General features: G+C 69.6%; 26 protein-coding genes. 17 read left to right on the top strand and 9 right to left on the bottom strand.

Going from position 1 to position 23,115, the window contains the following annotated elements:
- Window positions 1-48 precede the first annotated feature (48 nt).
- From ACE37J_RS05275 to ACE37J_RS05265, 3 genes are read right to left on the bottom strand one after another with little or no spacing between them, the layout of a single operon-like run.
- The gene (locus tag ACE37J_RS05275; RefSeq protein WP_409708151.1) at window positions 49-558 is read right to left on the bottom strand and encodes a winged helix DNA-binding protein; all 510 of its coding nucleotides are present in this window, start codon (window positions 556-558) and stop codon (window positions 49-51) included.
- Between the two features lie 59 nt (window positions 559-617).
- Window positions 618-893 carry a succinate dehydrogenase assembly factor 2 gene (locus tag ACE37J_RS05270; RefSeq protein ID WP_409708148.1) on the bottom strand — a complete coding sequence of 92 codons (276 nt, stop codon included), beginning with the start codon at window positions 891-893 and terminating at the stop codon, window positions 618-620.
- A 1-nt stretch (window position 894) separates the two neighbouring features.
- Window positions 895-1,305 carry a multiprotein-bridging factor 1 family protein gene (locus tag ACE37J_RS05265; RefSeq protein WP_409708145.1) on the bottom strand — a complete coding sequence of 137 codons (411 nt, stop codon included), beginning with the start codon at window positions 1,303-1,305 and terminating at the stop codon, window positions 895-897.
- A gap of 85 nt (window positions 1,306-1,390) precedes the next feature.
- On the opposite strand from ACE37J_RS05265, the gene ACE37J_RS05260 reads away from it, so the two are divergent.
- The 13 genes from ACE37J_RS05260 (at window position 1,391) to ACE37J_RS05200 (ending at window position 13,929) form a co-directional block, all read left to right on the top strand.
- Window positions 1,391-2,695, top strand: coding sequence for an NAD(P)/FAD-dependent oxidoreductase (locus tag ACE37J_RS05260; RefSeq protein ID WP_409708142.1), 1,305 nt, complete (start codon window positions 1,391-1,393; stop codon window positions 2,693-2,695).
- Window positions 2,692-3,795 (top strand): precorrin-6y C5,15-methyltransferase (decarboxylating) subunit CbiE, encoded by a 1,104-nt coding sequence (cbiE, locus tag ACE37J_RS05255; protein WP_409708139.1) that lies wholly within the window; start codon window positions 2,692-2,694, stop codon window positions 3,793-3,795. Before ACE37J_RS05260 ends, cbiE begins: the two co-directional genes overlap by 4 nt.
- Complete coding sequence (locus ACE37J_RS05250) at window positions 3,792-3,971, top strand: DUF4169 family protein (protein WP_409708136.1); 180 nt, start codon at window positions 3,792-3,794, stop codon at window positions 3,969-3,971. Before cbiE ends, ACE37J_RS05250 begins: the two co-directional genes overlap by 4 nt.
- Entirely contained in the window at window positions 3,968-4,639 is a 672-nt protein-coding gene (locus tag ACE37J_RS05245; protein WP_409708133.1) for a nitroreductase, read from the top strand. Before ACE37J_RS05250 ends, ACE37J_RS05245 begins: the two co-directional genes overlap by 4 nt.
- Window positions 4,640-5,790: 1,151 nt before the next feature.
- Window positions 5,791-6,711, top strand: a complete 921-nt coding sequence (locus ACE37J_RS05240; RefSeq protein ID WP_409708130.1) for a DMT family transporter — start codon at window positions 5,791-5,793, stop codon at window positions 6,709-6,711.
- A gap of 29 nt (window positions 6,712-6,740) precedes the next feature.
- Window positions 6,741-7,943: a pyridoxal phosphate-dependent aminotransferase gene (locus tag ACE37J_RS05235; RefSeq protein WP_409708127.1), complete on the top strand. Its 1,203-nt coding sequence runs from the start codon at window positions 6,741-6,743 to the stop codon at window positions 7,941-7,943.
- A 5-nt stretch (window positions 7,944-7,948) separates the two neighbouring features.
- Complete coding sequence (locus ACE37J_RS05230; RefSeq protein WP_409708693.1) at window positions 7,949-8,512, top strand: 5-formyltetrahydrofolate cyclo-ligase; 564 nt, start codon at window positions 7,949-7,951, stop codon at window positions 8,510-8,512.
- The gene (locus ACE37J_RS05225) at window positions 8,509-9,324 is read left to right on the top strand and encodes a YmdB family metallophosphoesterase (RefSeq protein ID WP_409708124.1); all 816 of its coding nucleotides are present in this window, start codon (window positions 8,509-8,511) and stop codon (window positions 9,322-9,324) included. Before ACE37J_RS05230 ends, ACE37J_RS05225 begins: the two co-directional genes overlap by 4 nt.
- Before the next feature lie 68 nt (window positions 9,325-9,392).
- Window positions 9,393-11,168, top strand: coding sequence for an SLC13 family permease (locus ACE37J_RS05220; RefSeq protein WP_409708121.1), 1,776 nt, complete (start codon window positions 9,393-9,395; stop codon window positions 11,166-11,168).
- Window positions 11,169-11,211: 43 nt separating this feature from the next.
- Window positions 11,212-11,958, top strand: coding sequence for a YebC/PmpR family DNA-binding transcriptional regulator (locus ACE37J_RS05215; RefSeq protein WP_409708118.1), 747 nt, complete (start codon window positions 11,212-11,214; stop codon window positions 11,956-11,958).
- Between the two features lie 32 nt (window positions 11,959-11,990).
- Window positions 11,991-12,416, top strand: a complete 426-nt coding sequence (locus ACE37J_RS05210) for a GNAT family N-acetyltransferase (protein WP_409708115.1) — start codon at window positions 11,991-11,993, stop codon at window positions 12,414-12,416.
- Window positions 12,413-12,856, top strand: a complete 444-nt coding sequence (locus ACE37J_RS05205) for a cupin domain-containing protein (RefSeq protein WP_409708112.1) — start codon at window positions 12,413-12,415, stop codon at window positions 12,854-12,856. The genes ACE37J_RS05210 and ACE37J_RS05205 overlap by 4 nt, the downstream gene beginning before the upstream one ends.
- Complete coding sequence (locus ACE37J_RS05200) at window positions 12,853-13,929, top strand: CDP-alcohol phosphatidyltransferase family protein (RefSeq protein WP_409708109.1); 1,077 nt, start codon at window positions 12,853-12,855, stop codon at window positions 13,927-13,929. Before ACE37J_RS05205 ends, ACE37J_RS05200 begins: the two co-directional genes overlap by 4 nt.
- On the opposite strand, the gene ACE37J_RS05195 is transcribed toward ACE37J_RS05200, so the two are convergent.
- The gene (locus ACE37J_RS05195; protein WP_409708106.1) at window positions 13,914-14,642 is read right to left on the bottom strand and encodes an NTP transferase domain-containing protein; all 729 of its coding nucleotides are present in this window, start codon (window positions 14,640-14,642) and stop codon (window positions 13,914-13,916) included. The two genes, ACE37J_RS05200 and ACE37J_RS05195, sit on opposite strands and share 16 nt — an antisense overlap.
- A 121-nt stretch (window positions 14,643-14,763) precedes the next feature.
- Here ACE37J_RS05195 and ACE37J_RS05190 point away from each other — a divergent pair, with 121 nt between their 5' ends.
- Window positions 14,764-15,945, top strand: a complete 1,182-nt coding sequence (locus ACE37J_RS05190) for a hypothetical protein (RefSeq protein WP_409708103.1) — start codon at window positions 14,764-14,766, stop codon at window positions 15,943-15,945.
- 110 nt (window positions 15,946-16,055) lie between these two features.
- On the opposite strand, the gene ACE37J_RS05185 is transcribed toward ACE37J_RS05190, so the two are convergent.
- Window positions 16,056-16,967, bottom strand: coding sequence for a hypothetical protein (locus ACE37J_RS05185; RefSeq protein WP_409708100.1), 912 nt, complete (start codon window positions 16,965-16,967; stop codon window positions 16,056-16,058).
- A gap of 101 nt (window positions 16,968-17,068) precedes the next feature.
- Here ACE37J_RS05185 and ACE37J_RS05180 point away from each other — a divergent pair, with 101 nt between their 5' ends.
- The gene (locus tag ACE37J_RS05180) at window positions 17,069-18,415 is read left to right on the top strand and encodes a lipopolysaccharide biosynthesis protein (RefSeq protein ID WP_409708097.1); all 1,347 of its coding nucleotides are present in this window, start codon (window positions 17,069-17,071) and stop codon (window positions 18,413-18,415) included.
- Window positions 18,412-19,392, top strand: a complete 981-nt coding sequence (locus tag ACE37J_RS05175) for an ELM1/GtrOC1 family putative glycosyltransferase (protein ID WP_409708094.1) — start codon at window positions 18,412-18,414, stop codon at window positions 19,390-19,392. The genes ACE37J_RS05180 and ACE37J_RS05175 overlap by 4 nt, the downstream gene beginning before the upstream one ends.
- A 1-nt stretch (window position 19,393) precedes the next feature.
- Here ACE37J_RS05175 and ACE37J_RS05170 read toward each other — a convergent pair whose 3' ends face one another.
- The 3 genes from ACE37J_RS05170 to ACE37J_RS05160 form a co-directional block, all read right to left on the bottom strand.
- On the bottom strand, window positions 19,394-20,101 hold the full coding sequence (locus ACE37J_RS05170) for a hypothetical protein (protein WP_409708091.1): 708 nt from the start codon (window positions 20,099-20,101) through the stop codon (window positions 19,394-19,396).
- Between the two features lie 303 nt (window positions 20,102-20,404).
- On the bottom strand, window positions 20,405-21,154 hold the full coding sequence (locus ACE37J_RS05165) for an NTP transferase domain-containing protein (RefSeq protein WP_409708088.1): 750 nt from the start codon (window positions 21,152-21,154) through the stop codon (window positions 20,405-20,407).
- Window positions 21,155-21,156: 2 nt separating this feature from the next.
- The gene (locus ACE37J_RS05160) at window positions 21,157-21,603 is read right to left on the bottom strand and encodes an HIT family protein (RefSeq protein ID WP_409708085.1); all 447 of its coding nucleotides are present in this window, start codon (window positions 21,601-21,603) and stop codon (window positions 21,157-21,159) included.
- A gap of 63 nt (window positions 21,604-21,666) precedes the next feature.
- Here ACE37J_RS05160 and ACE37J_RS05155 point away from each other — a divergent pair, with 63 nt between their 5' ends.
- Entirely contained in the window at window positions 21,667-22,272 is a 606-nt protein-coding gene (locus ACE37J_RS05155; RefSeq protein WP_409708082.1) for an MOSC domain-containing protein, read from the top strand.
- Here ACE37J_RS05155 and ACE37J_RS05150 read toward each other — a convergent pair.
- Window positions 22,263-23,048 (bottom strand): MBL fold metallo-hydrolase, encoded by a 786-nt coding sequence (locus ACE37J_RS05150; RefSeq protein WP_409708079.1) that lies wholly within the window; start codon window positions 23,046-23,048, stop codon window positions 22,263-22,265. The two genes, ACE37J_RS05155 and ACE37J_RS05150, sit on opposite strands and share 10 nt — an antisense overlap.
- Window positions 23,049-23,115: the final 67 nt, after the last annotated feature.

The raw sequence follows: 23,115 nt of genomic DNA, 5'->3' as shown, positions 1-23,115 counted from the left end.
GCGCCGGGGGTCCGGCGCGCCGCTTGAAGGCCCGAGGAGGTACGGCCTTCAGTAGATGTAGCGGATCTGCTCGCTCCAGAAGCGTTCCATCCCCCGCAGGTTCAGGATCATCTCCTTCAGCGCGCCGCCGCCGAAATCCTTGCGCCGGCCCAGAAGCTCGGAATGCTTCTCGAAGAGCGCGCCGACGATTTCCCGCACCTTGCGGCCCTCGTCGGTCAGCTTGATCCGCACCGCGCGGCGGTCGATCTCGCAGCGCTGGTGGTGCATGTAGCCGCCCTCGACCAGCTTCTTGAGGTTGTAGGAGACGTTGGAGCCCTGGTAGTAGCCGCGGCTCTTCAGCTCTCCCGCCGTCACCTCGTTGTCGCCGATATTGTAGAGCAGCAGCGCCTGCACGCTGTTGATGTCCAGCCGGCCGAGCCGCTCGAACTCGTCCTTGATGACGTCGAGCAGAAGCCGGTGCAGCCGCTCTATCAGCGCCAGGGCCTCGACATAGGTGGTAATCGTGGCCGCCGGCTCGACATCGAAACCGGCCGCGTCGACGCGCTCATGGATGCTCATCCGCACTCTCCGTTAGACTTCCTTGGAGGGGAATGTGGCGGGAAAGCCCCAACACCGGGTTAATTCGGCGAAGCTTGTCTCCGAATGCCGTGAAATCCCGCGATGATCGCCACGATATCGGCATGGACCGGGGGAATCCGGGCCGCGCCGCTCACCCAGCGGTAGAGATCCTGGTCATTTTCCTCGAGCAGCGATTCGTAGGCTTCGAGCGCGGCGGCGTCGAGCGCGGAAAGCCCCCGGTCGGCGAAGGGGCCGAGGATGAGGTCCATCTCCTTCATCCCCCGCCGCCAGCTCCGCATCGTGAGCCGCTTCAGCCGGATCTCCGGGCTCTCCATCTCAGGCGGCGAGCGCGGCGCGGAGGCGCGTCTCGAATCGGGCGAAGCGCTGCGCCAGCCGCTGCTGCTCCGACTTCAGGAGCTCCAGCTCTGCGATCAGCTCCCCGGCCGCCGGCGCGGGCGCGCCGCCCGGCCCCTCGCCCTCGCCCGTCATCAGCCAGACGAGCGAGACATTGAGGATGCCGGCGAGCATCTGCATCCGGTTCGCGCGCGGCTCGGCGCGGTCGTCCTCCCAGGTCGCGATGGTGGAGCGGCGGACGCCGAGCCGCCAGGCGAGCTGTTCCGGGGAAAGGCCGAGCGCCTCGCGCGCGGCGGCGAGCCGGTCGCCGAAGGTCGCATGGTCGTCGCCCCATTTCGGGGCGGCGCTTTCCGCCGTCTCCGGCTTCGTTTCGGTGTTGTCGATATCGGTCATGGCGCATACTTACCCGAAGGCGTCGCGGATTTTAACCGCCTGAATGTCGCGCCGCGCAACCGAACGTTGAACCCGGGAGCCTCCGATGCCGCTCGACCTTCTCTACGCCAATGACGGCGAGGGGAGGGACGCGCCCTCATGGTATGCCGCGACCGCCGCGGCGCGGGCCGATCATCCCCGCCTCGAAGGGCGCATCCGCGCCGATATCTGCATCGTCGGCGGCGGCTATACCGGCCTCTCCGCCGCGCTCCATCTCGCCCGGCGCGGCTATGACGTGGTCCTGCTGGACGCGCACCGCGTCGGCTGGGGCGCCTCGGGGCGGAACGGCGGGCAGGTCGGCTCCGGCCAGCGCCTCGGCCAGATCGAGCTGGAGGCGATGCTCGGCGCCGAAAAGGCCCGCCGCCTCTGGGACCTCGCGGAGGAGGCGAAGGCGCTGGTGAAGGCGCTCGTCGCGGAAAACGGGATCGACTGCGCGCTCCGCCCCGGCGTGATCCACGCCGCGCACCGCCGCCGCTTCCTCCCCGATTTCCGCGCCGAGGCCGAGCATCTCGCGAAGGTCTACGGCTACGAGAGCGACTATCTCGAAGGCGAGGCCTTCCGCGCCCTGGTCGGCTCGCCCGCCTATCATGGCGGCGTCATCGACCCCGGCGCCGGGCATCTCCACCCGCTCAACTACGCAATCGGCCTCGCCCGCGCCGCATCGGAAGCCGGCGTCCGCATCTTCGAGCGGAGCGCGGCGACGGCGATAACCCACGCCCCGAAACCCGTGGTCGAGACGGCGAAGGGCGCCGTCGAGGCGGATCATCTGATTCTCGCCTGCAACGGCTATCTCGGCGGCCTCGCGCCGGAAGTCTCCGCCCGCGTCATGCCGATCAACAGCTTCATCATCGCGACCGAACCCCTCGGGCCCGAGCGCGCCCGGAGCCTCATCGCCAACGGCATGGCGGTGAGCGATTCGAAGTTCGTGGTGAACTACTACCGCCTCTCCGCCGATGACCGGCTTCTCTTCGGCGGGCGGGAGAGTTACGGCTACCGCTTCCCATCCGACATCAAGTCCTTCGTCCGCAAGGCGATGCTGGAGATCTACCCCGATCTCTCTGACGCGAAGGTCGAATACGGCTGGGGCGGCACGCTCGCCATCACCATGAACCGCCTCCCCCATCTCGCCCGCCTCGGCCCGGCGACGCTTTCGGCCTCCGGCTATTCCGGCCACGGCGTCGCCCTCGCCACCCTCGCCGGCAAGCTCGCGGCGGAGGCGGTCGCCGGCCAGGCGGAGCGGTGGGACGCGCTCGCCGCCGTCCCCTCGCCCCGTTTCCCCGGCGGCCCGGCGATGCGCTGGCCGCTCCTCGTCCTCGCCATGCTCTGGTATTCGATGCGGGACAGGTTGTGACCCCACCCTGGCTCGACGTGGTGGGGATCGGAGAGGCCGGTCTCGCCGGCCTCTCCCCCGCCGCCCGCGCCGCGCTCGAATCGGCCGGCGTGATCGTGGGCGGCGACCGTTTCCCCGCCCTCCCCGTCGCCGCCCGCCGCCTCCCCTGGCCGAAGGGCATGCCCGCCCTCGCCGCCCTCCTCCGGGCGGAGCGCATGAACCATCCCGTCATGCTCGTGACGGGCGATCCGCTCTGGTATTCCGTCGGCGCGCGCATCCTCTCGGCCCTGCCGGGGGAGGAGATCCGCTTCCACCCCGCCCTCTCCGTCTTCCAGCTTTGCGCCGCGCGGCTCCGCTGGAGCCTCGCGGATCTGGAGACGCTCGCGCTCCTCCGCCGCCCGCCGGAAACGGCGATCCCCTTCTTCGCGCCCGGCGCGCGGCTCCTGATGGTGACGGAGGGCGCGAAGGCGCCGCCCGTCGTCGCCCGGCTGCTGACGGAGGCGGGATACGGCGCGAGCCGCATGGTCGTCCTCTCCGCGCTCGGCGGGAAGGATGAGCGGGTGATCGAGGGGGAGGCGCGAAGCTGGTCCGCCCCCTGCCCCGATTTCCTCACCCTCGCCGTCGAATGCCGCGTCGAGCCGGGCGCGGAACCCCTGCCCCGCATCCTGCCGGACGAGGCCCTCGCCGGGCTCGAAGCCTCGCCGCTGGAGGCGCGGGCCGCCGCGCTCGCCTTCCTCTGGCCGCGCCGCGGCGCGCGGCTCATCGCGGAGGGGCCGGGCGCGGCCGCCCTCGCCATCGACTGGCTCCGCGCCGCGCGGGACGCGGAGGCGACCGTGATCGGCCCCGACGACGAGAGCCTCCGCGCCCGCGCCGCCGCCTTCGGCGCCCCCCGCCTCGCCTTCGCGGAAACCGCGCCGCCGGCCGACGCCGCCTTCTTCGCCGGCCCGGAAGCCGAGGGCCGCGCCCGCCTCGCCGCGCTGAAGCCGGGCGGCCGGCTCCTGATCGAATCGCGGGGCTGGGAGGAGGGCGCGACCGCGCGCATCGTCGTCATGGCGCGGGAGGGAGAGCTTCGCCTCTCCCACTGGCGCCTCACGAAGGGATGGGAGACAACGGGGCCATGACGAAGCCCGTCAATCTCCGCCTCGCCCGCAAGGCGAAGGAACGGGAGGAGGCGCGCCGAAAGGCCGCCGCCAACGCCGCCGCCCATGGCCGCAAGAAGGCGGAGCGGAAGGCGGAGGAGGCGGAAGCCGCCCGCGCCGCCCGCGCGCTCGACGGCAAGAGGATCGAGGACGAATGAAGGTTTCCGAGGCGCTCGCCACCCGCATCTCCTGCCGCGCCTTCCTGCCCGATCCGGTGCCGGAGGCCGTGGTGCGCCGCATCCTCGACCATGCGAAGCAGGCGCCCTCCGGCGGCAACCTCCAGCCGTGGATCGTGCGCGTCCTCGCCGGGGAGGCGCTGGCCGCGCTGAAGGCGGAGGTCGCCGCGGCGATGGAGACCCATCCGATGGGCCGGCCCACGGAATACGCGATCTACCCCGATCCCCTCGTCCAGCCCTTCCACACGCGGCGGAAGGTCTGCGGCGAACAACTCTACGCCACCATCGGCGTCCCGAGGGAGGACAAGGCGGGGCGGCTCCGCCAGTTCCGCCGGAATTTCGAGTTCTTCGGCGCCCCCGTCGGCCTCTTCCTCTTCCTCGACCGGACGATGGGGCCGCCGCAATGGTCCGACGCCGGCATGTTCCTCCAGTCCGTCATGCTCGCGGCGCGGGAGGAAGGGCTCCACAGCTGCGCGCAGGAGGCGTGGGCGATGTGGGCCGAGGAAGTGGAGCGCCACGCCCGCCCGCCCGAAGGCGCGATGCTCTTCTGCGGCATGGGCCTCGGCCAGATGGACGAGGCGCACCCGATCAACGCGCTCCGGACTGAGCGCGAGCCGGTCGAGGGCTTCGCCGAGCTGATCGGCTTCTGAGGCGCCGGGGCCAAGCGCCCCGCCCCCTACCCCCCACCCCGCAGCCCCGGACCCGATCCGGGGCCCTGAAGAACGAAGCGCCCGCCCCCCGCTCCTCGCCCGAATAAGCTGGAGGATGGCGGGGCATGGGGTTCCCGCGCCTGCGGCCCCGATCAGCGGCTTTCCGTTGGAAAGCCGCAGGGGCCGTCCGGCCGGAGCCCCTGCGGAGGCCGGGGGGCGCCAGGCCGCCGCGTCGGTCGAAGATCGGGCCGCGGTACGCCGGGCGGCGAGCGGGAACGCGGTCGCCGGGGGGCGACGGGAGCGGGCCGGTGGACCATGCGGCGGGCGCCCCTCCCCCCGCCCCGCAGCCCGGACCCATCCCGGGCCCGAAGAACGAAGCGCCCGCCCCCGCTCCTCGCCCGAATAAGCTGGAGGATGGCGGGGCATGGGGTTCCCGCGCCTGCGCCGCGATCAGCGGCTTTCCGTTGGAAGGCCGGAGGGGCCGGCCGGAGCCCGGCGGAGGCCGGGGGCGCGCCGCCGCGTCGGTCGAAGATCGGGCCGCGGTCGCCGGGGCGGCGACCGCGGGCCGATCTGACGCGGGTCAGATCGGCCGGGCGCTTCTGGCGCTGTCGGCGGCAATGACGGTAGTGCCACAGGCGCGCCCGAAGACCGCGGCCTTGTTCGCGCGGCGGATCGCCCTGCCCCTCCGGCCTGCGGCAGCGGGCTCCGTGGACCATGCGACGGGCCGCACCGCATCCGCCCCGCAATTCCATGAAAAATCATGCACCACCCCCTCCGCCCCTCCCGCAGCCCCGGACCCGATCCGGGGCCCCGACGAGCAAAGCGCCCGCCCCCAACGCCGCCAAAACCCTTCCCTCCCCACTGAAACAATTCGATCACGACTTTTTTCGTTTGATTTCAACGCCCCGAACCCGATTTCCATGGAAATCCCCCGGAATCGGCCAGAATCGACCCCCGGAGGCCTGCCCCTCCCCCCAAAGCCCGAGGGGAGGGAGCGGGGCCGCCCGCGAAGATTGTTTCAAACGCGATCACGGTTTTTTTCCCACGAAATCAACCCTCCGGACCCGATAACCATGGTTATCCCCTCCCGTCCCCCGCCGCGCCCGCAGGAATCGGGTGGCGCGCCCCACCCCGAAGCCGGAGAAGGCGGCATGACCGGCCAGCCCGCCATCCCCCTCCGCGCCTGGGGCGACCTCGCGCTCCTCGCCCTCCTCTGGGGCGCGATCTTCCTCTTCATCGCCCTCGCCCTCAGGGAGATGACGCCGCTCTGGCTCGTCTTCTTCCGCGTCGCCCCCGCCGCCGCCGCCCTCTGGCTCGTCGCGTGGATGCGGGGGGAGCGGGCGCCCCGCGGCGCCGCCGCCGGGGGCGCCTTCCTCGTCATGGGCCTCCTCAACAACCTCATCCCCTTCGGCCTCATCACCTGGGGGCAGCAGGCGGTGGAGAGCGGCCTCGCCTCGATCCTCAACGGCGCGACCGCCGTCTTCGGCATCCTCGTCGCCGCCGCGCTCCTCCGGGACGAGCGGCTGACGGCGCGGCGGCTCGCCGGCGCCCTCCTCGGCCTCGCCGGCATCGCCGCCATCGTCGGGCCGGAGGCGCTCGCCGGGTTCGATCTCCGCTCGCTCGGCCAGATCGCGATCCTCGGCGCCGCGCTCTCCTACGCCTTCGCCGGGGTCTGGGCGAAGACGCGGATGAAGGGCCTCTCCCCCCTCGTTTCCGCCGCCGGGATGCTCACCGCCTCCTCCTTCCTCGCCCTCCCCGCCGCGCTGCTGCTGGAGGGTCCGCCGCCCGCGCCGGAACGGGCGCTCACCTTCGCCGCCCTCGCCTACATCTCCCTCGCGGGCACGGCCGGGGCCTATCTCCTCTACTACCGCGTCCTCGCGGCGGCGGGCTCCGGCAACCTCATGCTCGTCACCATCGTGATGCCGCCGATCTCCGTCGCCCTCGGCGCGCTCGTCCTCGGCGAACGGCTCGCGCCCGGCGTCCTCCTCGGCGCCGCGCTCATCCTCCTCGGCCTCGCGATCATCGACGGCCGGCTCCTCCGCCTTCTTGGCAAGCGGGCCCGCGCGGCGTAAAGCGGACGGGCCTGAACGGAGCAAAGATCATGGCCTTCCTCGCCGACGCCCTCTCCCGCGTGAAGCCCAGCGCGACCATCGCCGTCACCTCCAAAGCGCGGGAGCTGAAGGCCGCCGGGCGGGACATCATCGGCCTCGGCGCCGGGGAGCCCGACTTCGACACGCCGGAAAACATCCGCGAGGCCGCGAAGCGCGCCATCGACGCGGGCCATACCCGCTACACGGCGGTGGACGGCATCCCCGAGCTGAAGGCCGCGATCTCCGCCAAGTTCAGGCGGGAGAACGGGCTGGACTACAAGCCCAGCCAGATCACCGTCGGCACCGGCGGCAAGCAGACCCTCTTCAACGCCCTGATGGCGACGCTGAACCCCGGCGACGAGGTCATCATCCCCGCGCCCTACTGGGTCAGCTACCCCGACATGGTGCTCCTCTGCGGCGGAACCCCGGTTCCGGTCGTCGCCGGCATCGAGACCGCCTTCAAGATCACCCCGGCCCAGCTCGAAGCCGCGATCACGCCGAAGACGAAGTGGTTCATCTTCAACTCCCCCTCGAACCCGACCGGCGCCGGGTATACGGCGGAGGAGGTCAAGGGCCTGACCGACGTCCTGATGCGCCACCCCCATGTCTGGACGATGACCGACGACATGTACGAGCATCTGGCCTACGACCCGTTCCGCTTCGCCACGATCTGCGAAGTGGAGCCCGGCCTCTATGACCGGACCCTCACCTGCAACGGCGTCTCCAAGGCCTATGCGATGACCGGCTGGCGGATCGGCTACGCCGCAGGGCCGGAAGCGCTGATCAAGGGCATGGCCAACATCCAGAGCCAGTCCACCTCCAACCCCTGCTCCGTCAGCCAGTGGGCGGCGGTCGAGGCGCTGAACGGCCCGCAGGACTATATCTCCTGGAGCCGGGAGAAATTCCGCGCCCGGCGCGACCTCGTCGTCTCCATGCTGAACCAGACAAACGGAATCGAATGCCCGACGCCGGAGGGCGCGTTCTACGTCTATCCTTCGATCCGGGGGCTGATCGGGCGAAAGACGCCGGGCGGCAAGGTTGTCGACAGCGACGAGACCTTCGCCTCCGAACTGCTGGAAGCCGAGGGCGTGGCGGTCGTATTCGGCGCCGCCTTCGGCGTCTCGCCCTGCTTCCGCATCTCCTACGCCACCTCGGACGCGCAGCTCGAAGAAGCCTGCGCCCGCATCCAGCGCTTCTGCGGCGCGCTTTCTTGACGGCTCTGACCGAAGAGAAGGCGGCGCTCCGGACCGCGCTTTTCGCACGGCGGAAGGCGGTCCACGGAGACGCCGCGAGGGATGCGGCGGCGAATGCGCGCCTTCTCGCGATGATCGGCGAAGCGGAGGGCCGCATCGTCTCCGGTTTTCGCCCGATCCGGACCGAGATCGACCCGACCGAGGCGATGACGACGCTGCATGAGGCCGGCGCCCGTCTCTGCGTCCCGGTGATCGAGGCGAAGGGCGCGCCGCTCCGCTTCCGCGAATGGGCGCCGGGGGCGGCTATGGAGCGCGGCGAATTCGGTGCAGAGGTTCCGGCCTCGGGCGCTTGGCTCGAACCGGAGATCCTTGTCGTCCCGCTCCTCGGCTGGGACCGGGCGGGCCGCAGGCTCGGCTACGGCGGCGGCTTCTATGACAGGACGCTCGCGCGGCTCCGCGCCAAGGGCCCGGCGCAGGCCATCGGCTTCGCCTACGCCGCGCAAGAGGTGAGCGCGGTTCCCGCCGGGCCGGAGGATGAACGGCTCGACGCGATCGCGACGGAGACCGAGAGCCTGGAGATCGCGCGGTGAACCTTCTCTTTCTCGGGGATATCGTCGGCCGTTCCGGCCGCGACGCGCTGATCGCCGCCCTGCCCGGCCTTCGCGAGACGCTGAAGCTCGATTTCGTGGTGGTGAACGCGGAGAACGCCGCCTCCGGCTTCGGCCTGACGCCGAAGATCGCGGATGATCTCTTCGCCGCCGGCGCGGATTGCGTGACGCTGGGCGACCACGCCTTCGACCAGAAGGAGATGCTCGCGCATATCGCGGCGGAGCCGCGAATCCTCCGCCCGATCAACTATGCGAAGGGCGCGCCCGGCCTCGGAGCAAGGCTCTTCGAGGCGCCGCGAGGCCGGCGCGTGTTCGTCGCCGTCGCGCTGGGGCGCGTCTTCATGTCCCGCCCGTTCGACGACCCGTTCTCCGCGCTCGAATCGGAACTTCGGAAGTATGCGCTCGGCGCCGGGGCCGACGCCGTGATCCTCGAAATTCACGCCGAGGCGACGTCGGAAAAGATGGCCGTGGGCTGCTATTTCGACGGCAAAGCCTCGCTCGTGGTCGGCACGCACACCCATGTGCCGACGGCGGATGCGATGATCCTTCCGAAGGGAACCGCCTATCAGACCGACGCCGGCATGTGCGGGGACTATGACGGCGTGATCGGCATGGAGAAGACGGAACCGCTCCGCCGGTTCATCACCGGCATGCCAAGCGGGCGGTTCTGTCCCGGCGAGGGGCCGGCCACCATCTCAGGCGTCTTCGTGAAGACCGGGCCTGACGGGCGCGCCCTCGCCGTATCCCCGCTCCGGCTGGGCGGGCGGCTCGCGAACCTTGTGCCGGAGGCCTGAAGCCCCGCTTCCGCCGCCATCCCTTTGCGCCTATCCTGATCGACCGACCCAGACGGAGCGCCCGCATCTTGACGATCCTCTCGCCCGAGTTCCTGCCGGCGCTGATCACGATCGTCGTGCTGGTCGCGATGTTCGCGCTCTTCGTGGCGGAGGTTCATCCACCCGAAGTGACGGCCATTGGCGCGGTCGCGGCGCTCATGCTCGCCGGCGTCCTCGAGCTGGACGACGTGCTCGATGCGGTCGCCAACCCGGCGCCGCTGGCCATCGCGGCGATGTTCATCATTTCGGGCGCGCTGGTGCGGACCGGCGCGCTCGGCGCGGCGACAAGCGCGCTGACGCGCCATGCCGAGACCAGCCCGGCGGCGACTATTCTTGCGCTCGGCGCCTTCGTGATCTTCGCCTCGGCCTTCATGAACAACACGCCCGTCGTCCTCATCATGATCCCGATTGTCACGCAGCTCGCCGCGCGGCTCGGCGTCGCCCCGTCGAAGATGCTGATCCCTCTCTCCTATTGCGCGATTCTCGGCGGCATCTGCACGCTGATCGGCACGTCGACGAACCTCCTTGTGGATGGCGTGGCGCGGGCGCAGGGGCTCGCTCCCTTCTCGCTCTTCGAGGTGACACCCGTCGCCGTCGTGCTCGCCGTGACCGGGCTCGCCTTCATGGCCTTCGCGGCGCCCCGGTTCCTGCCGGAGCGGGCGGCGATGGCCGGGTTCCTGAGCCAGAAGCGGAGCCAGAAGTTCATGACGCAGGTGGCGGTGACAGAGGGCTCCCCTCTCATCGGGGCGAAGCCGCTCGATCACGAGCTTCTGAAGCGACCGGGCATGCGCGTGATGGACGTGATCCGGGGAGACGCCTCGCTCCGACGGGATTTCGAGGCGGTACGGCTGGAGCCGGGCGACATCGTGGTGCTTCGGACCGGGATGGACGAGCTGCTGACCCTCCGGCAGAACCGCTCCGTCGCCATGGTGGACGAGATCGCAAGCGCCGAAAGCGTGACGGTGGAGGCGCTGATTTCCCCGGACTGCACGCTGGTCGGCCGCACGCTCGGCAGGCTCAGGCTGCGGCGGCGCTATGGCGTCTATCCGCTTGCCGTCCATCGCCGCTCCGAACGGGTGCGCCAGAAGCTCGACGACGTGGATGTGCGGGTGGGCGATACGCTCCTCCTCGAAGGCGCACCGGAGGATATCAGGCGACTGGCGGACGACGTGAACCTCGTCGACCTCAACCAGCCCTCCGGCAGACCCTACCGGCGGGACCGGGCGCCCGTCGTCCTCGCCGTGCTGGCGGGGATCGTCGGGCTCTCGGCGCTCGGCGTCGTTCCTATCGCCGTTGCTGCAGTGATCGGCGTGGCCGTCGTGCTCCTTTCGCGCTGCATCGATGCGGACGAAGCCTTCGCAGTGGTGGACGGGCGGCTCCTCGTTCTCATCTTCGCGATGCTCGCGGTCGGCGGGGCGCTCCAGTCCTCCGGCGCGGCGGCGATGGTGGCGGAGGCGCTGGCGGAGCCGCTCGGGCGCGTTCCGCCCTGGGTCGCGCTCTGGCTCGTGTTCATGATCGCGACGACGCTGACCGAGGTGGTGACGAACAACGCCGTCGCCGTCGTCGTCACGCCCGTCGCCATATCGCTCGCAAGTGAGATAGGGGCGGACCCGCGGCCCTTCGTCGTCGCCGTCATGCTCGCCGCCAGCCTGAGCTTCGCGACGCCGATCGGCTACCAGACCAACACGATGGTCTACGGCCCCGGCGGATACCGGTTCACCGACTTCATGCGCCTCGGGATCCCGATGAATCTCGGCCTAGGGCTTTTCGCGTCGCTGCTCATCCCCCTTTTCTGGCCTTTGTGACGGGTCTATAAGCCGCCCGACAGCGAACAGGACCGAGGGTTTCATGGCCGGCCATTCCAAATGGGCGAACATCCAGCATCGCAAGGGGCGGCAGGATGCGGCGCGCTCCAAGCTTTTCTCCAAGTTGGCGAAGGAAATCACCGTCGCCGCGAAGATGGGCGATCCGGATCCGGACAAGAATCCGCGCCTCCGGCTTGCCGTAAAGGAAGCCAAGAGCGTCTCTGTCCCCAAGGACGTTATCGAACGCGCGATCAGAAAATCGCAGGGTGGCGACGCGGAGAACTACGACGAGATCCGCTACGAGGGCTACGGCCCCGGCGGCGTCGCCGTGATCGTCGAGGCGATGACGGACAATCGCAACCGCACCGCCTCCAATGTCCGTTCGATCTTCGCGAAGAACGGCGGCAACCTCGCCGAGACAGGATCGGTGAGCTTCATGTTCGACCGGGTGGGGCAGATCCTCTATCCTTTCTCCGTAGGGTCGGAGGACAAGGTGCTGGAGGCTGCGCTCGAAGCCGGAGCTTCGGATGTCGAGAGCGGACCGGAGGGCCATGCGATCCAGACCGAGGCGGCGGACCTTGCCGAGGTTTCCGCGGCTTTGGAGGAGACGCTCGGCGAAGCCGAGTCGACCAAGCTGATCTGGAAACCGCAGACGCTCACGGAAGTCGACGAGGCGGTCGGGGCCACGCTCTTCAAGCTGATCGCAACCCTTGAGGACGATGACGACGTTCAGAACGTCACCGCCAATTTCGACTTGTCGGACGAGGCCATGGAGCGGCTCGCCGGGTGAGCGCCGCGCTGGAATTCCGCCCTTTCGGGAGCATGAGCGGACGGGAGGTTCATGACCTCCTGAAGCTTCGTTTCGACGTCTTCGTGCTGGAGCAGAAGAGTCTCTATCCGGAGATCGACGGGCTCGACCCGGAGGCGCTTCACGGCCTGCGGCGAGAAGGTTCGGAGATTGTCGGGGCGTGCCGCATGACCGGGCTCGAAGACCATGGGCCGGTGAATCTCGGCCGCATCGCGATAAGGGCGGACCGGCGCGGCGGCGGCGCGGGGCGAACACTGATCCGCGCCGCCCTCGCCGAAGCGGCGACCCGGGCTCCGGGGCGGCGGCTCGAGATCGAGGCGCAGGCGCATCTTCAGCCCTACTATGAAGGTTTCGGCTTCGCCCGCACCCCGCGCGCGGAATTCCTGGACGGCGGCATCCCTCATGTGGAGATGTCGTTGATCCTGCCGAGCGCCGCATGATGGAGACCGCGCGGGAGATCGTGGAGGCGCTCGGCCTCGCGCCGCATCCCGAGGGGGGATGGTATCGAGAGACGTGGCGAGCGCCGGCCGAGCCGGGCGGGCGTGCTGCCGGAACGGCGATATATTATCTTCTCGAGGCGCATCAGTTCTCGCATTGGCACCGGGTGGACGCGGCCGAGATCTGGCTCTGGCATCTCGGCGCGCCGCTCGCGCTGACGCTCTCATCGGACGGCCACGATGCGGAGACGCGGATGTTGGGGCCGGAGCTTGCGCAGGGCCAGCGGCCGCAGCACGTCGTCCCCGCGCGATGGTGGCAGACTGCGGCCTCGCTCGGCCGTTTCACGCTCGTCTCCTGCACCGTCGCTCCGGGTTTCGAATTCTCGGGCTTCGAGATGGCGCCGGCGGACTGGCGCCCGGAGCCACGGAAGGGCGGGTCATGAGCGCCCCCCTCCTGGCCCGGGTGGAGGGTCCGGATGCGCCGCGCGTCTTTGGTCTTCTGCCTCGGGAGCGGCTCGAGCGGCAGGCCGCGAAGGCCGGATTCCGGATCGCGGAGAGGCCGGAGGGCGCCGCGCTTCTCCTCTCAGCCTCCCATGTCTATGGCGGCTCTGTCCTCGCAGCGCTGACGAAGGCCGCTCCCGGCGTCGTGCTCAAGGACGACTCTGGTCTCGTCGCCGGCGCGCGGCTTCCCGCGGCGGCGGAGATCGGCGCGAAGGCGGGGCCGGAAGCCAAGAGCGGGGCGGAACTCGCCGGGCGCTATGACAAGCAGCTCAGGAAGCGCGCCGATCCGATGGTCCGCGCCATCGCCTCCGATCCGCGACCGGCGGAACAGGAGATTTTCGACGCAACCTACAAGGGCGTCACCGACTTCGTGACCAAGCATGTCTGGCCTGTCCCCGCACTGCATGCCGTGCGGTTCTGCGTTCGCTTCGGGCTGACACCGAACCAGGTGACGCTCGCTTCGCTTGCACTTGTTCTCGTCGCGATGTGGCTGTTCTGGACCGGCGACTTCCTCGCCGGCCTCGCCGTCGGCTGGGTGATGACGTTCCTCGATACGGTCGATGGCAAGCTGGCGCGTGCGACGCTGACCTCATCAAGGATCGGCGACGTGCTGGACCACGGGATCGACCTCATCCACCCGCCATTCTGGTGGTGGGCCTGGGGGATAGGCCTCGGCGCGGCGCCAGATGCCGTGGGGCCAGCGCTCGGCGTGATCCTCTTTGGCTACGTGGCGCAGCGGTTGATGGAGGGGCTTTTCATCGCGCGCTTCGGGATAGAGATGCACATCTGGCGGCCGTTCGACAGTTTCTTCCGCAAGATAACGGCGCGGCGGAACCCGAACCTCGTCATCCTGACTGCGGCTACGCTGCTCGGCGCGCCGGATGTCGGCTTCGTGCTGGTGGCGGCGTGGGTCGCGGTAGGGCTCCTTGTGCACGGGGTTCAGATCGTGCAGGGCTTCGCCGCGGCGAGGCGCGCGCCGCTCACTTCCTGGCTGGCGGATCAGAGCCCGAACTGAGCGACAGCGGCGGTGGCGGCCTCCACGTCCTGCGCGAAATCGACCTCGGCCCAGGGCAGCCCCTCGATATCGACGAAGCCGACCGCGCCCGCCTTCGCGATGCGGTCGATGATCGAGAGATACCAGAGCGAGAGGGCTGACTGGTCCGCCAGCACGCTCTCCAGCCTGGCGGCGAAGAGCGCGCCGCCCTCCCCGCGGAACCGGAGCATCCCGATGGACTCGCCGTCCACTGGCGCTGCGAGCGTCTTGCCGATGTCGGAAAGCCGGTCGCCGGACAGGCGCACCTTCATGTCGTCGGAATCGTAGACGCCCTTGCGGTCTATGGTGACGGAGATCGGCGCCGAGGCGCGCTCCAGCACGCGGGCGAGGATGGCGGGGGAGAAAAGCGTGTCGCCGTTGATGAGGACGGTGTCCTCGCCGATCCGCTCCCGCGCCATCCAGCAGGAGCCGGCATTGTCCGCCACCGCGTAAAAGGGGTTGTAGAGATACTCGATGTTCACCGGCAAGGCGGCCGCTTCCAGCGTGGCGCGGATCATAGGGGCGCGAAAGCCTGTGACGATGGTGATGCGCTCGACGCCGTTGGCGAGGAGGGCGCGAACCTGCCATTCCACGATGCTGCGGCCGCCGATCATGACGGTGCATTTCGGCCTGTCTTCGGTCAGCTTGCCGAGGCGTCGGCCTTGCCCGGCGCTGAGGAGAACGGCGTTGGTCAAGAGAAGCCCGCCTGTCTTCGCTGCGTTTCCCGGGCTTTCCCATAGAATGCGCGGGCTTGTCCATGCTTGCCGGCCCCGGGGCGATCGGCTAGGGCGGAGCGAACCTGCTAGGGAGACGGAAATGGGCCAGCCCCGCGTTGCAAGCCGCCTCGGGCGCGTCGCGCTGCGGCTTGGATTTGGCGTCGATCCGCTCGGCGAGGCGATGACGGCGGAGCCCGAGATCATCGAGGCGGGGGAGACGGGCGCCCCGGTGGAAATCTGGGTCGGCACGCATCCGTCCATGCTGCGGTCGACGCGCGTTCTCGTCTGGTCGGCGCTTAGAGCGCTGCCGGCGGGGCGGCGCGTGCGGTTCCACCTCATGTCCAACCTGAAGGGCGTGGCGCGCGAGGGGTGGAACACGGGCTGGCAGGGTTATGCGGCTGAGGCGGAGCGGCGCGCCGGGGGGAAGCGGTCGCTCTATTGCGATGCGACCTTCCTCTTCGAGACTGACCCGGCGGCCCTGTTCGACGCCTCGCTGAACGGGTTTCTGGACCTGACCCGGAGCCCGGCGCAGGGCGCGGAGCCCCTGCCCCGCCCCTTTCCCTGGGAGACGCCGCGCGGCGCCGCCATCCCGGCGGGCGAGGGGACGCGCGCCGCCGCCTGGCGGGCGGCGGAGGCGGCGGCGGATGCGGCGCGGTTCATGCTCTTCACCAAGGCGCGACCGACGAGGGAGTTCGGCGTTCTCATCGGGCTCTATCAGCGCATGCATGAGGAGAATTTCTTCCCCGGCGGGCGGCTCAAGCATCATGTCGAAGGCGTTAAGGCGCTGCTGGGGGAGACGGGGGCGCAGACGATCCTCGATTACGGGGCGGGGAAGGCCGAAGGTTACGACCGGATTCCGGGCGAGCCGGAAAGTTCGCCCTGGCGGGCGATCCCGCTCTGGCCGGGCGTCAAGGTTCGGTGCTTCGACCCGGGCGTGCCAGCCTTCTCCGAGATCGGCGGCGGAACGTTCGGCGGCGTCATCTCGACCGACGTGGTGGAGCATCTCGCGCCCTTCGACGCGCCCTGGGTGCTGGACGAGATGTTCGGGCGGGCGGAGCGCTTCGTCTTCGTGATCGCCGCCTGCTTCCCGGCGATCAAGACCCTGCCGGACGGGCGGAACGCCCATACCGCCGCTATGAACAGCGCCTGGTGGCGCGACGAGATGGCGGCCGCGGGAGCGGGCTATCCGGAGATCGAATGGCGCATCGGCTGCGACGCCAAAGGGCTCTTCGGGAAGAGCACCAAGATCTTCGGCGGCAGGGGCGCGATGGTGAGGGTTTGACCTGTGTGCACACAGTGTGCAGGGTAGTTATCTATCTGAAACCAAAACGTAATCTGAAATAGCGCAAAAATTCCGCCTGGCCCCGGATCAGGTCCGGGGCCGGCGGGCGGTCATGCGGCGGCGGCGGTTCCCGAGACGGCGGAGAGCACGGAATCCACCGACGGCGCGGCGCGGACCTTTTCGAGCGCGTCGTGGCGGACATGGTTCGCCTTCATCTCTCGCCGGATGTCCGCCTCCGTGATCTCGCCCGCGTCGAGGCACTCGGCGAGCCAGGCGAAAAAGAGATTCTCCTGCCGCTTGTCGGGATGGGGCTTGTATCGGCCGGGGAGCCGGATGCCGGCGTTCGGCAGCCATTTGCCGATCAGCGGCACGCGGTTCGTAAAGTCGATGGGGAGGCCCGTCTTCCACGGCTGGGTGCGGCGCTTCGTGTTGTGGAGAAGTCGCGTCTCCGGCGTCAGCCGGTCGAAATGGTTCCAGTGCTCCTCCAGCGGTCCGACCGTGCCGGCGGGCTGGTTGGCGAGGATGATCCAGTCCTCATAGTCGAGCTCGCCACCGAACATCGCCTCGAACTGCTCCGCCATGTTCCAGTGCGTCAGCTTCGCGCAATCCATGAGCATGACAGAAGTCGCCATGTAGTCCGCCCGGCCGTTATGCCCGCCGCGCGGGCGGGCGAGCACAGCCTTGCCGCCCATGTCGCGCCCGAGAAGCGCGCCGATATCGCCAACGGCGAAGATGTCGGGGTCGATCACGACGGCGCGGCCCTGATATCCCATCGTCTCGGGAGGAGCGAAGCGGAGCGGCGTGAAACTCTGGAGGTCGTCGTTCCGCCAGACGCGCCAGCCGCCGGCGCGGAGGAACTTCCGCCCCTCAAAACTCTCGAAGACCGGGAAATCCTCCCGGCTAAGGATGCGGACATCGAAGCTTGCCGGGTCGACCGCCGTGCGCCTCAGGGAGTGGCGGGCGACGATGGCGCCGACCATCTGCTGGGCATTGGTATGGATGAAGACAGCGTTCAAGGTCATCTGCGCTCCTCCGGAGGGGCGGCGGCTCTTGCGAGGCCCGTTGACGCCCATATAACCAACGCCCCGGCGGCTGGCCAGAGCCGCAACTTGAGGAAGGCCGGATGGACCCCCAGCGCGAATCGCCGCAGAGCGGCGGGACAGGCCGCGGCGGCGTCTGGCGCCGGATGAAGCGCAACGCCGGCATGATCCTCGGCGGGCGGGCCGTGTTCGGCCTCGTCAACCTCGCAGCCGCGGCGCTCGCAGTCCGGGCGGTGGGGATCGAGGCCTTCGGCGTCGTGATCCTGCTTCAGGCCTATGTGCGGCTGATCGCCGGGCTCCTCAAGTTCCAGTCCTGGGCCGCGGTGACGAAGTTCGGGGCGGAGGCGCTGGCCGCCGGGCGGGAGGAAGACTTCCGCCGCCTGATCGGCTTTACGATCCGGCTCGACCTGATCGGCCTCGCCGCCTCCATCGGGCTCGGGCTGCTCTGCGCCCCGCTGGTGGGGCGCTGGCTCGGATGGCCGCCGGAGGCCGTGGCGCTCGCGCCCTGGTTCGTACTGACGATTCCCTTCATCACGGCGGCGACGCCGACAGGCGCGCTGCGGCTCTTCGACCGCTTCGCGGTTATGGTGCGGCAGCATGCCTACAACGCGATAGTCCGTTTCGTCGGCGCGGCGCTCGTGCTCTGGCTCGGCGGGGGGCTGGAGTATCTGATCCTCGTCTGGATCCTCGCTTCCTTCCTTTCCGGCTTCCAGCTCATGCTCGCGGCGGCGGGGGAGTTGCGGCGGCGGCGGCTGGCGCCGCGCATGCTTGGCTCCTGGACCGCGCTCTCCGCCGGCTTCCCGCGCATCTGGCGCTTCGTCATCGTGCTGAACGCGACCTCGTTGATGGACACGATCCTGACCCACGCCACCGTGCTCGCCGTCGGCGGAGCGCTCGGGCCGACGGCGGCGGGGCTCTTCGGCGTGGTGCGGCAGATGACGGAGTCGCTAAACCGACTCTCCTCGCTGCTCGGGCCGATCATCTTCCCCGAATTCGCGTGGATGGAGGCGCGCGGGGACAGGCGGGCGATCGCCCGGCTCCTGTGGCGGACGCTGGCGCTGGCGGGGGCCGGGCTCTCCGCCTTCTGCCTCGTTCTCTTCCTCGCCGGGGAGCTTCTGCTCACACTCCTCTTCGGGGCGGAGGCGGCGCCCGCGGCAGGGCTGCTTACCGTCGTCGGGCTTTCGGCGGCGCTGATGGCGCTCGGCTTCGCGATCGAACCGGTGATGCTGACGATCCGGAAGGAGAAGGCGCTGCTCTGGTCCGCCGTCACATCGACTGCGCTCTTTCTCGCCGCGCTCTGGCCCTTCATGGGCTGGTTCGGGCTGATCGGCGCGGGCTTCGCGCTGCTCCTGCGGCAAGGGATCGTTTTCCTGCACCGTCTCTTCATCCTCTACCGCGCCCTTGTCCTGAAACCGCGGCGGGCGGGGTGAGCGCGCCGGTCTGGCTCCTCCTCGGCCGCAACGCCGGGGACAATGCGCAGGTCCGCGCCCTCGGGGCGATGGCGGGGGGCGAGGCGAAGGAGTTCACGCTCTCGCACAATCTGCTGCGGGAGGCGCCGGCGGCCTGGCTCGGCGGCTCGCTCGCATCCTTGCGCGAGAGGCCGGATTTCGGGACGCCATGGCCCGCGCTCGTCATCGGCGCGGGGCGGCGCAATGCGCCGGCGGCGCGCTGGATCGCGGAACAGAGCGGCGCGCGGCTCGTCTGGCTCGGGCGGCCGCGCGCGCCGCTCGACTGGTTCGCGCTGGTGCTGGCGACGCCGCAATACGGCGTGCCGGCGGCGCCGAACGTGCTGCCGCTCACATTGCCGCTGACGGCGGAGACGGAGCGCGTTGCGCCGCAGAGAATGCTGGCGCTGCTCGGCGGCCCCTCATGGTCCGCCCGGATCACGCCGGATTATCTCCTGCGCTTCGCGAAGGCGGCGGCTGAGTTGGCGGAGGTGACAAGGGCGCCGCTCTCCCTCGCCACCTCGCCACGGAGCCCGGCGGGAGCCGCGGCGGAGATGAGGCGGCTTCTGCCGGGGGCGGAGATTCACGAATGGCGAAAGGGAGGCGAGAACCCCTATCGGCGCTGGCTTTCGGAGGCGCGGGAGATCCTCGTCTCGGGCGACAGCGTCTCGCTCCTCGCCGATGCGGCGGCGACGGGGGCGCCGGTCTCGCTCCTGCCGGCTCCGGAGCCGGGCTGGATGCGCGCGGTGCGCGCCACGAGGCCGGGGCGGCGCTGGCTTTCGGGCGCGGGCGCGCATGGTCTCGCCGCGCCGCCGCCGGACCTCGCGGGGCTCCACACGGAGCTACGCGTGCGCGGTTGGGCGGAGCGGCGGGGCGCGCTCCTTCGGCTCGAGGGCGCAGCGGCGCGGATGGCGGCGGAGCGCGCGGAGGCGGCGGCGAGACTGGCGGCGCTTCCCGGCTGACTCAGTCTGGCGGCGGGAGGCGGAGGTCGAGCCCCGCGGACTTCGTCTTGCGCCGCCTGATGCCGGCGGCGACGCGGCGAACAAGCGGCAGCGGCTTGAGGCCGAAGGCGTCAACCGGCGTCTCGACGACGAAGTTGATGTAACGGCGCGTCCAGCTCGTGACGGGTCGCGGGGTGACGCCGTGGATCGCCCTGCCCGAATTGACAAAGGCGACGAAACGGTTGGCTCCGTAGGGGACGGTCACGACCTCGTCCACGTCTGACAGCTCTGCGTAGTGCCCGCCGAACCCCTCCTTCCCCGGCTTGAAGCGGTAGAGGGAGAGGTCGCCGCCCGGCGTCGGGTCCCCGCCTTGCTTCATGTAAAAGAGGCCGCTGAAAATCTTGTTCTTCCGGTCCACATGGGCCGGTCGAACGGAGCTTTCCCTGGTCACCGGCGTGTTGATGACGAAGAGGAGGTCGAGCGAAACCTCCGCCTCGCCCGGCTCCCAGCGCCTCTTGACGCGCCATTCCTCGATCGGGCGGCCGAGGCGCGCCTCGAGCTCGGGGAACTCAGCGCGGATCGAGGCGCCAAAGACGCGGAGAATGTCCCGCCAGAAACCCTCGGATGTGTGCCATTCGAAGAAGGCGCGCCATTCCGGCGAGAAACGGGGGGAGCCGATGACATCCGCCGCCGGGATGCGGACGGCCTGGTTGTTCCTGATCTCAGCCATGTGCGTGAAGAAGAGGTCGTCCGGCGGGAAGGTCTCGGCGAGGCGCGCGTAGAGTTCCGGGCTCAGGGCCCCATCGTTCCTAACATAGGGGTATCGTTCTCTCGCCAAGGCGCTCGGAAGACTGCGGCGCAGGACCGAATAGACGTCGCCGTTAACGACGGAGCCATGTTGCAGTTCATCGATATCGGGCATGGGCAATCTCCCGCGACTAGAAAGGCTGTGAGCCTACCGTCGCCGGCGCGGCTGATCCATGGGCCGAGGGGCAATTGTTCCGAGATGTAACCCTGCGGCGACAGCTTGCTGTCAGAGCGGGCGAAGGCGGCTCCGCGCGAAATCGAGATCGGCGGGCTTGTCCACGTCATGCGCGGCGTTCGGATGGTCCAGAAGCACGATTTCCGTACGGCAGCCGGCCAACCGGCCGATGCGCGTCGCCGCGCTCTTCCGGCTGAGGCGGCCGAGGAGATAGAGGATCGGGGCGGTCAGTCCGATCTTCGCCGCCATGCGCAGCGGGCTCTTCCGGTCCGCCTCGATGTCGAGCCAGAAATCGATCGCGCCACCGCCCCGTTCGTTTGCGATGTAGAAGAGGTTGCAGCCGGAGAGCCAGCCGTCGGAGAAGCGGAGCCACGTGCGCCTCGCAGGATTGCCGGCCATCTCCACGACAGCCTTGAGGCTCGCTGCGGCGGCTGCATCGGCGCCGGAAGCGCGGGCTCCTTTCATGAAGTCCGCAATCATCGCGGGCGTGAGGAGCGGATGATCCGCTGTGGCGATCAGGAGCGGCGCGCCGAGCGCGGCGAGGCCTTCGGCGGCGCTGGTCGCCGGGGTCGGGCCCGAATCCAGCCGCCGCGCCTCGCGCGGGATCGGCGGGGCATCCGGCGCGATGGAGACGGCGATCTCGCCGATCTCCTCCACGCCGCGGAGCGCGGCGACCACATGGTCGATCATCGGCTTGCCGCCAATTTCCGCGAAGGCCTTGGTCGTTACGCCCGCGGCGCGCGAGACCGGGTCTTCAGGCCCGCGATCCCCGGCGAGGATCAGCGCCTTGAGCCTCGCCATGGTCAGAGCGGCCAGGCGGCGCTGAGGCGGGAGAGAAGCGCGGCGCGCTGCGCTTCGTCCGGCGTGACCGCGGAGGCGAGCGCAGGCGGGCCGGGCCAGCCGGCATCCGTCACCTCTATCCCCTTCAGCGCCTTGGCGCCCGGATAGCGCGGCAGGACGTGAAAATGTACATGAGGATCGACCATCATCAGCATGAGCCAGTTTATCTTTTCATACCCAATGGCGGATCGGAGCATCGCTTCCGTCGCCGCGACGACCTCGCCAAACTCGGCAAAGGCAGGCGCGCCGATCGCTCCGAAGGCCGTGGCGTCGCCCTTGAAGGCGACGACGAGGGCGCCAAGCGTCGGCTGGGCGGGTCGAAGCATGACGCCCCAATGATCCGTCTCGGCCACGCGGCTTCCGGGCCAGCCGAAGGTCGCGAAGGTGGCGTTCGGCGCTGCGTCGCTCATTGCTCTCTCCTCCGGCCGCCGACAATATCGCCCGCGTGCGCCGCTGCAAGGAGGAGAGACCGGATGCCGATGCTGACGCCGACCGACCATCACGGCACGATCACCTGGCTGGGCGTGGTGCTCGACCGCGCGGTCACGCTCCGTTCCGAGCCGCGGGATCGGCTCGACTTCGGCTTCGCAGGAGCGCCGGAGGAATGCCACGGGGGGCTCACCCGCCCCTCCTGCTCCCGCGTCAAGCTGCAATACGAGCGGGGAACAGAGATCGCGAATGCGCGACAACTCTCGCTCCTCTCCAAAGAGGAGCTTGGGGACGTGGCGGCGGAGATGGGAATTCCGGGGATCGCTCCCGAATGGACCGGAGCCAATGTCATCCTGTCGGGGATACCCGATTTCTCATCGATCCCGCCCTCCTCCCGCCTGATCTTCGAGTCCGGCGCCAGCGTCGCGATTGACATGGCGAACGGGCCCTGTCGCTTCGTCGCCGAAGAGATCGAGAAGGAGCATCCGGGGCGCGGGCTGCCGTTCCCGACCGTCGCACGGGACCGGCGCGGGGTCACCGCGCGGGTCGAGCGGCCCGGAGCGGTGGAGATCGGAATGCGCGCACGGCTCCATATCCCGGTGCAGAAGTCCTGGGCCCATGGAACCGGGCGCGCCACCGCTCAGTCGTAGATGCTGTGAGCACGCACGGGACGGAGGACGCGGATTGTCGGCCTGTCGGGCAGCGTCATCGCAGAGAGGACGAGTTCATCCGCCGGCTCCGAGACGATGGCGAACTCGTCGGCCATTCCGGCGAGAAACCTCTCCAGCGCGAAATCCGAAAAGATGTGCATCGGGATGACGACCCGCGCCTTCACGCGCTTGAGGACGGTGATCATGTCCGGGATCGACATGGTGTAGCCGCCATCCACCGGCGCCATGACCACGTCGAGCCGTCCGATCTCCGCATAATGCCCTTCATCTAGCAGATGATGCAGATGGCCGAGATGGCCGATGCAGAGCCCCTCGTATTCGAAGATAAAGATCGAGTTCCCGTCCCGCTCCATGGAGCCGCCGGCGCGGATGTCGGTCGTCACGTTACGGATCAGCAGGTTGTCGAGTTGGAGCCAGTGCCGCGCCGGCTCCAGCCCCTCGCCCCAGCCCTTCAGGGGATGGGCGATGGCCGGGTCGGGATTCGGGGTCCAGTGGGTGGAATGGGCATGGTTCATCGTCACCGCGTCCGGCGCGGGGCCTGAGCCGGCGTAACCGAAAAAGTCGGTGACGGCGGCGCGGCCCTCGTCCGTCTCGATCCGGAGAGCGGCGTGGCCAAGGAAGCGGATTCGAACCTCACCGGGCTGGAGCGCGGCGCGCCAGATACGCGCCTCGCCGTCACCGGCGATCTGCTGGCATTGCGAGGCGAAGGCCGGAATGGCGGAAAGGAAAAGCAAGGCGGCGGCGAGACGGAGCATGGGCGGCCTCTCGATCTGTCGGCGTCGAGAGGGAGGATAGCGCGGCGACGGGAAAAAACAGCCCTGC

The sequence above is a fragment of the Pikeienuella sp. genome (assembly GCF_046290545.1).
Classification (GTDB): domain Bacteria; phylum Pseudomonadota; class Alphaproteobacteria; order Rhodobacterales; family Rhodobacteraceae; genus Pikeienuella.
The sequence above is the reverse complement of the archived record's forward strand: the minus strand, read 5'-3'. Positions and strand labels throughout refer to the sequence as shown.

Excerpts from the sequence above, each read along its gene's own strand:
- ACE37J_RS05210 (WP_409708115.1), top strand. The coding sequence starts at position 11,991 with ATGAGCGGACGGGAGGTTCATGACCTCCTGAAGCTTCGTTTCGACGTC.
- ACE37J_RS05235 (WP_409708127.1), top strand. The coding sequence starts at position 6,741 with ATGGCCTTCCTCGCCGACGCCCTCTCCCGCGTGAAGCCCAGCGCGACC.
- ACE37J_RS05170 (WP_409708091.1), bottom strand. The coding sequence starts at position 20,101 with ATGGCTGAGATCAGGAACAACCAGGCCGTCCGCATCCCGGCGGCGGAT.
- ACE37J_RS05180 (WP_409708097.1), top strand. The coding sequence starts at position 17,069 with ATGGACCCCCAGCGCGAATCGCCGCAGAGCGGCGGGACAGGCCGCGGC.
- ACE37J_RS05250 (WP_409708136.1), top strand. The coding sequence starts at position 3,792 with ATGACGAAGCCCGTCAATCTCCGCCTCGCCCGCAAGGCGAAGGAACGG.
- ACE37J_RS05270 (WP_409708148.1), bottom strand. The coding sequence starts at position 893 with ATGGAGAGCCCGGAGATCCGGCTGAAGCGGCTCACGATGCGGAGCTGG.
- ACE37J_RS05265 (WP_409708145.1), bottom strand. The coding sequence starts at position 1,305 with ATGACCGATATCGACAACACCGAAACGAAGCCGGAGACGGCGGAAAGC.
- ACE37J_RS05185 (WP_409708100.1), bottom strand. The coding sequence starts at position 16,967 with ATGACCTTGAACGCTGTCTTCATCCATACCAATGCCCAGCAGATGGTC.
- ACE37J_RS05205 (WP_409708112.1), top strand. The coding sequence starts at position 12,413 with ATGATGGAGACCGCGCGGGAGATCGTGGAGGCGCTCGGCCTCGCGCCG.
- ACE37J_RS05150 (WP_409708079.1), bottom strand. The coding sequence starts at position 23,048 with ATGCTCCGTCTCGCCGCCGCCTTGCTTTTCCTTTCCGCCATTCCGGCC.
- ACE37J_RS05160 (WP_409708085.1), bottom strand. The coding sequence starts at position 21,603 with ATGAGCGACGCAGCGCCGAACGCCACCTTCGCGACCTTCGGCTGGCCC.
- ACE37J_RS05240 (WP_409708130.1), top strand. The coding sequence starts at position 5,791 with ATGACCGGCCAGCCCGCCATCCCCCTCCGCGCCTGGGGCGACCTCGCG.
- ACE37J_RS05190 (WP_409708103.1), top strand. The coding sequence starts at position 14,764 with ATGGGCCAGCCCCGCGTTGCAAGCCGCCTCGGGCGCGTCGCGCTGCGG.
- ACE37J_RS05200 (WP_409708109.1), top strand. The coding sequence starts at position 12,853 with ATGAGCGCCCCCCTCCTGGCCCGGGTGGAGGGTCCGGATGCGCCGCGC.
- ACE37J_RS05260 (WP_409708142.1), top strand. The coding sequence starts at position 1,391 with ATGCCGCTCGACCTTCTCTACGCCAATGACGGCGAGGGGAGGGACGCG.
- ACE37J_RS05245 (WP_409708133.1), top strand. The coding sequence starts at position 3,968 with ATGAAGGTTTCCGAGGCGCTCGCCACCCGCATCTCCTGCCGCGCCTTC.
- ACE37J_RS05275 (WP_409708151.1), bottom strand. The coding sequence starts at position 558 with ATGAGCATCCATGAGCGCGTCGACGCGGCCGGTTTCGATGTCGAGCCG.
- ACE37J_RS05215 (WP_409708118.1), top strand. The coding sequence starts at position 11,212 with ATGGCCGGCCATTCCAAATGGGCGAACATCCAGCATCGCAAGGGGCGG.
- ACE37J_RS05165 (WP_409708088.1), bottom strand. The coding sequence starts at position 21,154 with ATGGCGAGGCTCAAGGCGCTGATCCTCGCCGGGGATCGCGGGCCTGAA.
- ACE37J_RS05155 (WP_409708082.1), top strand. The coding sequence starts at position 21,667 with ATGCCGATGCTGACGCCGACCGACCATCACGGCACGATCACCTGGCTG.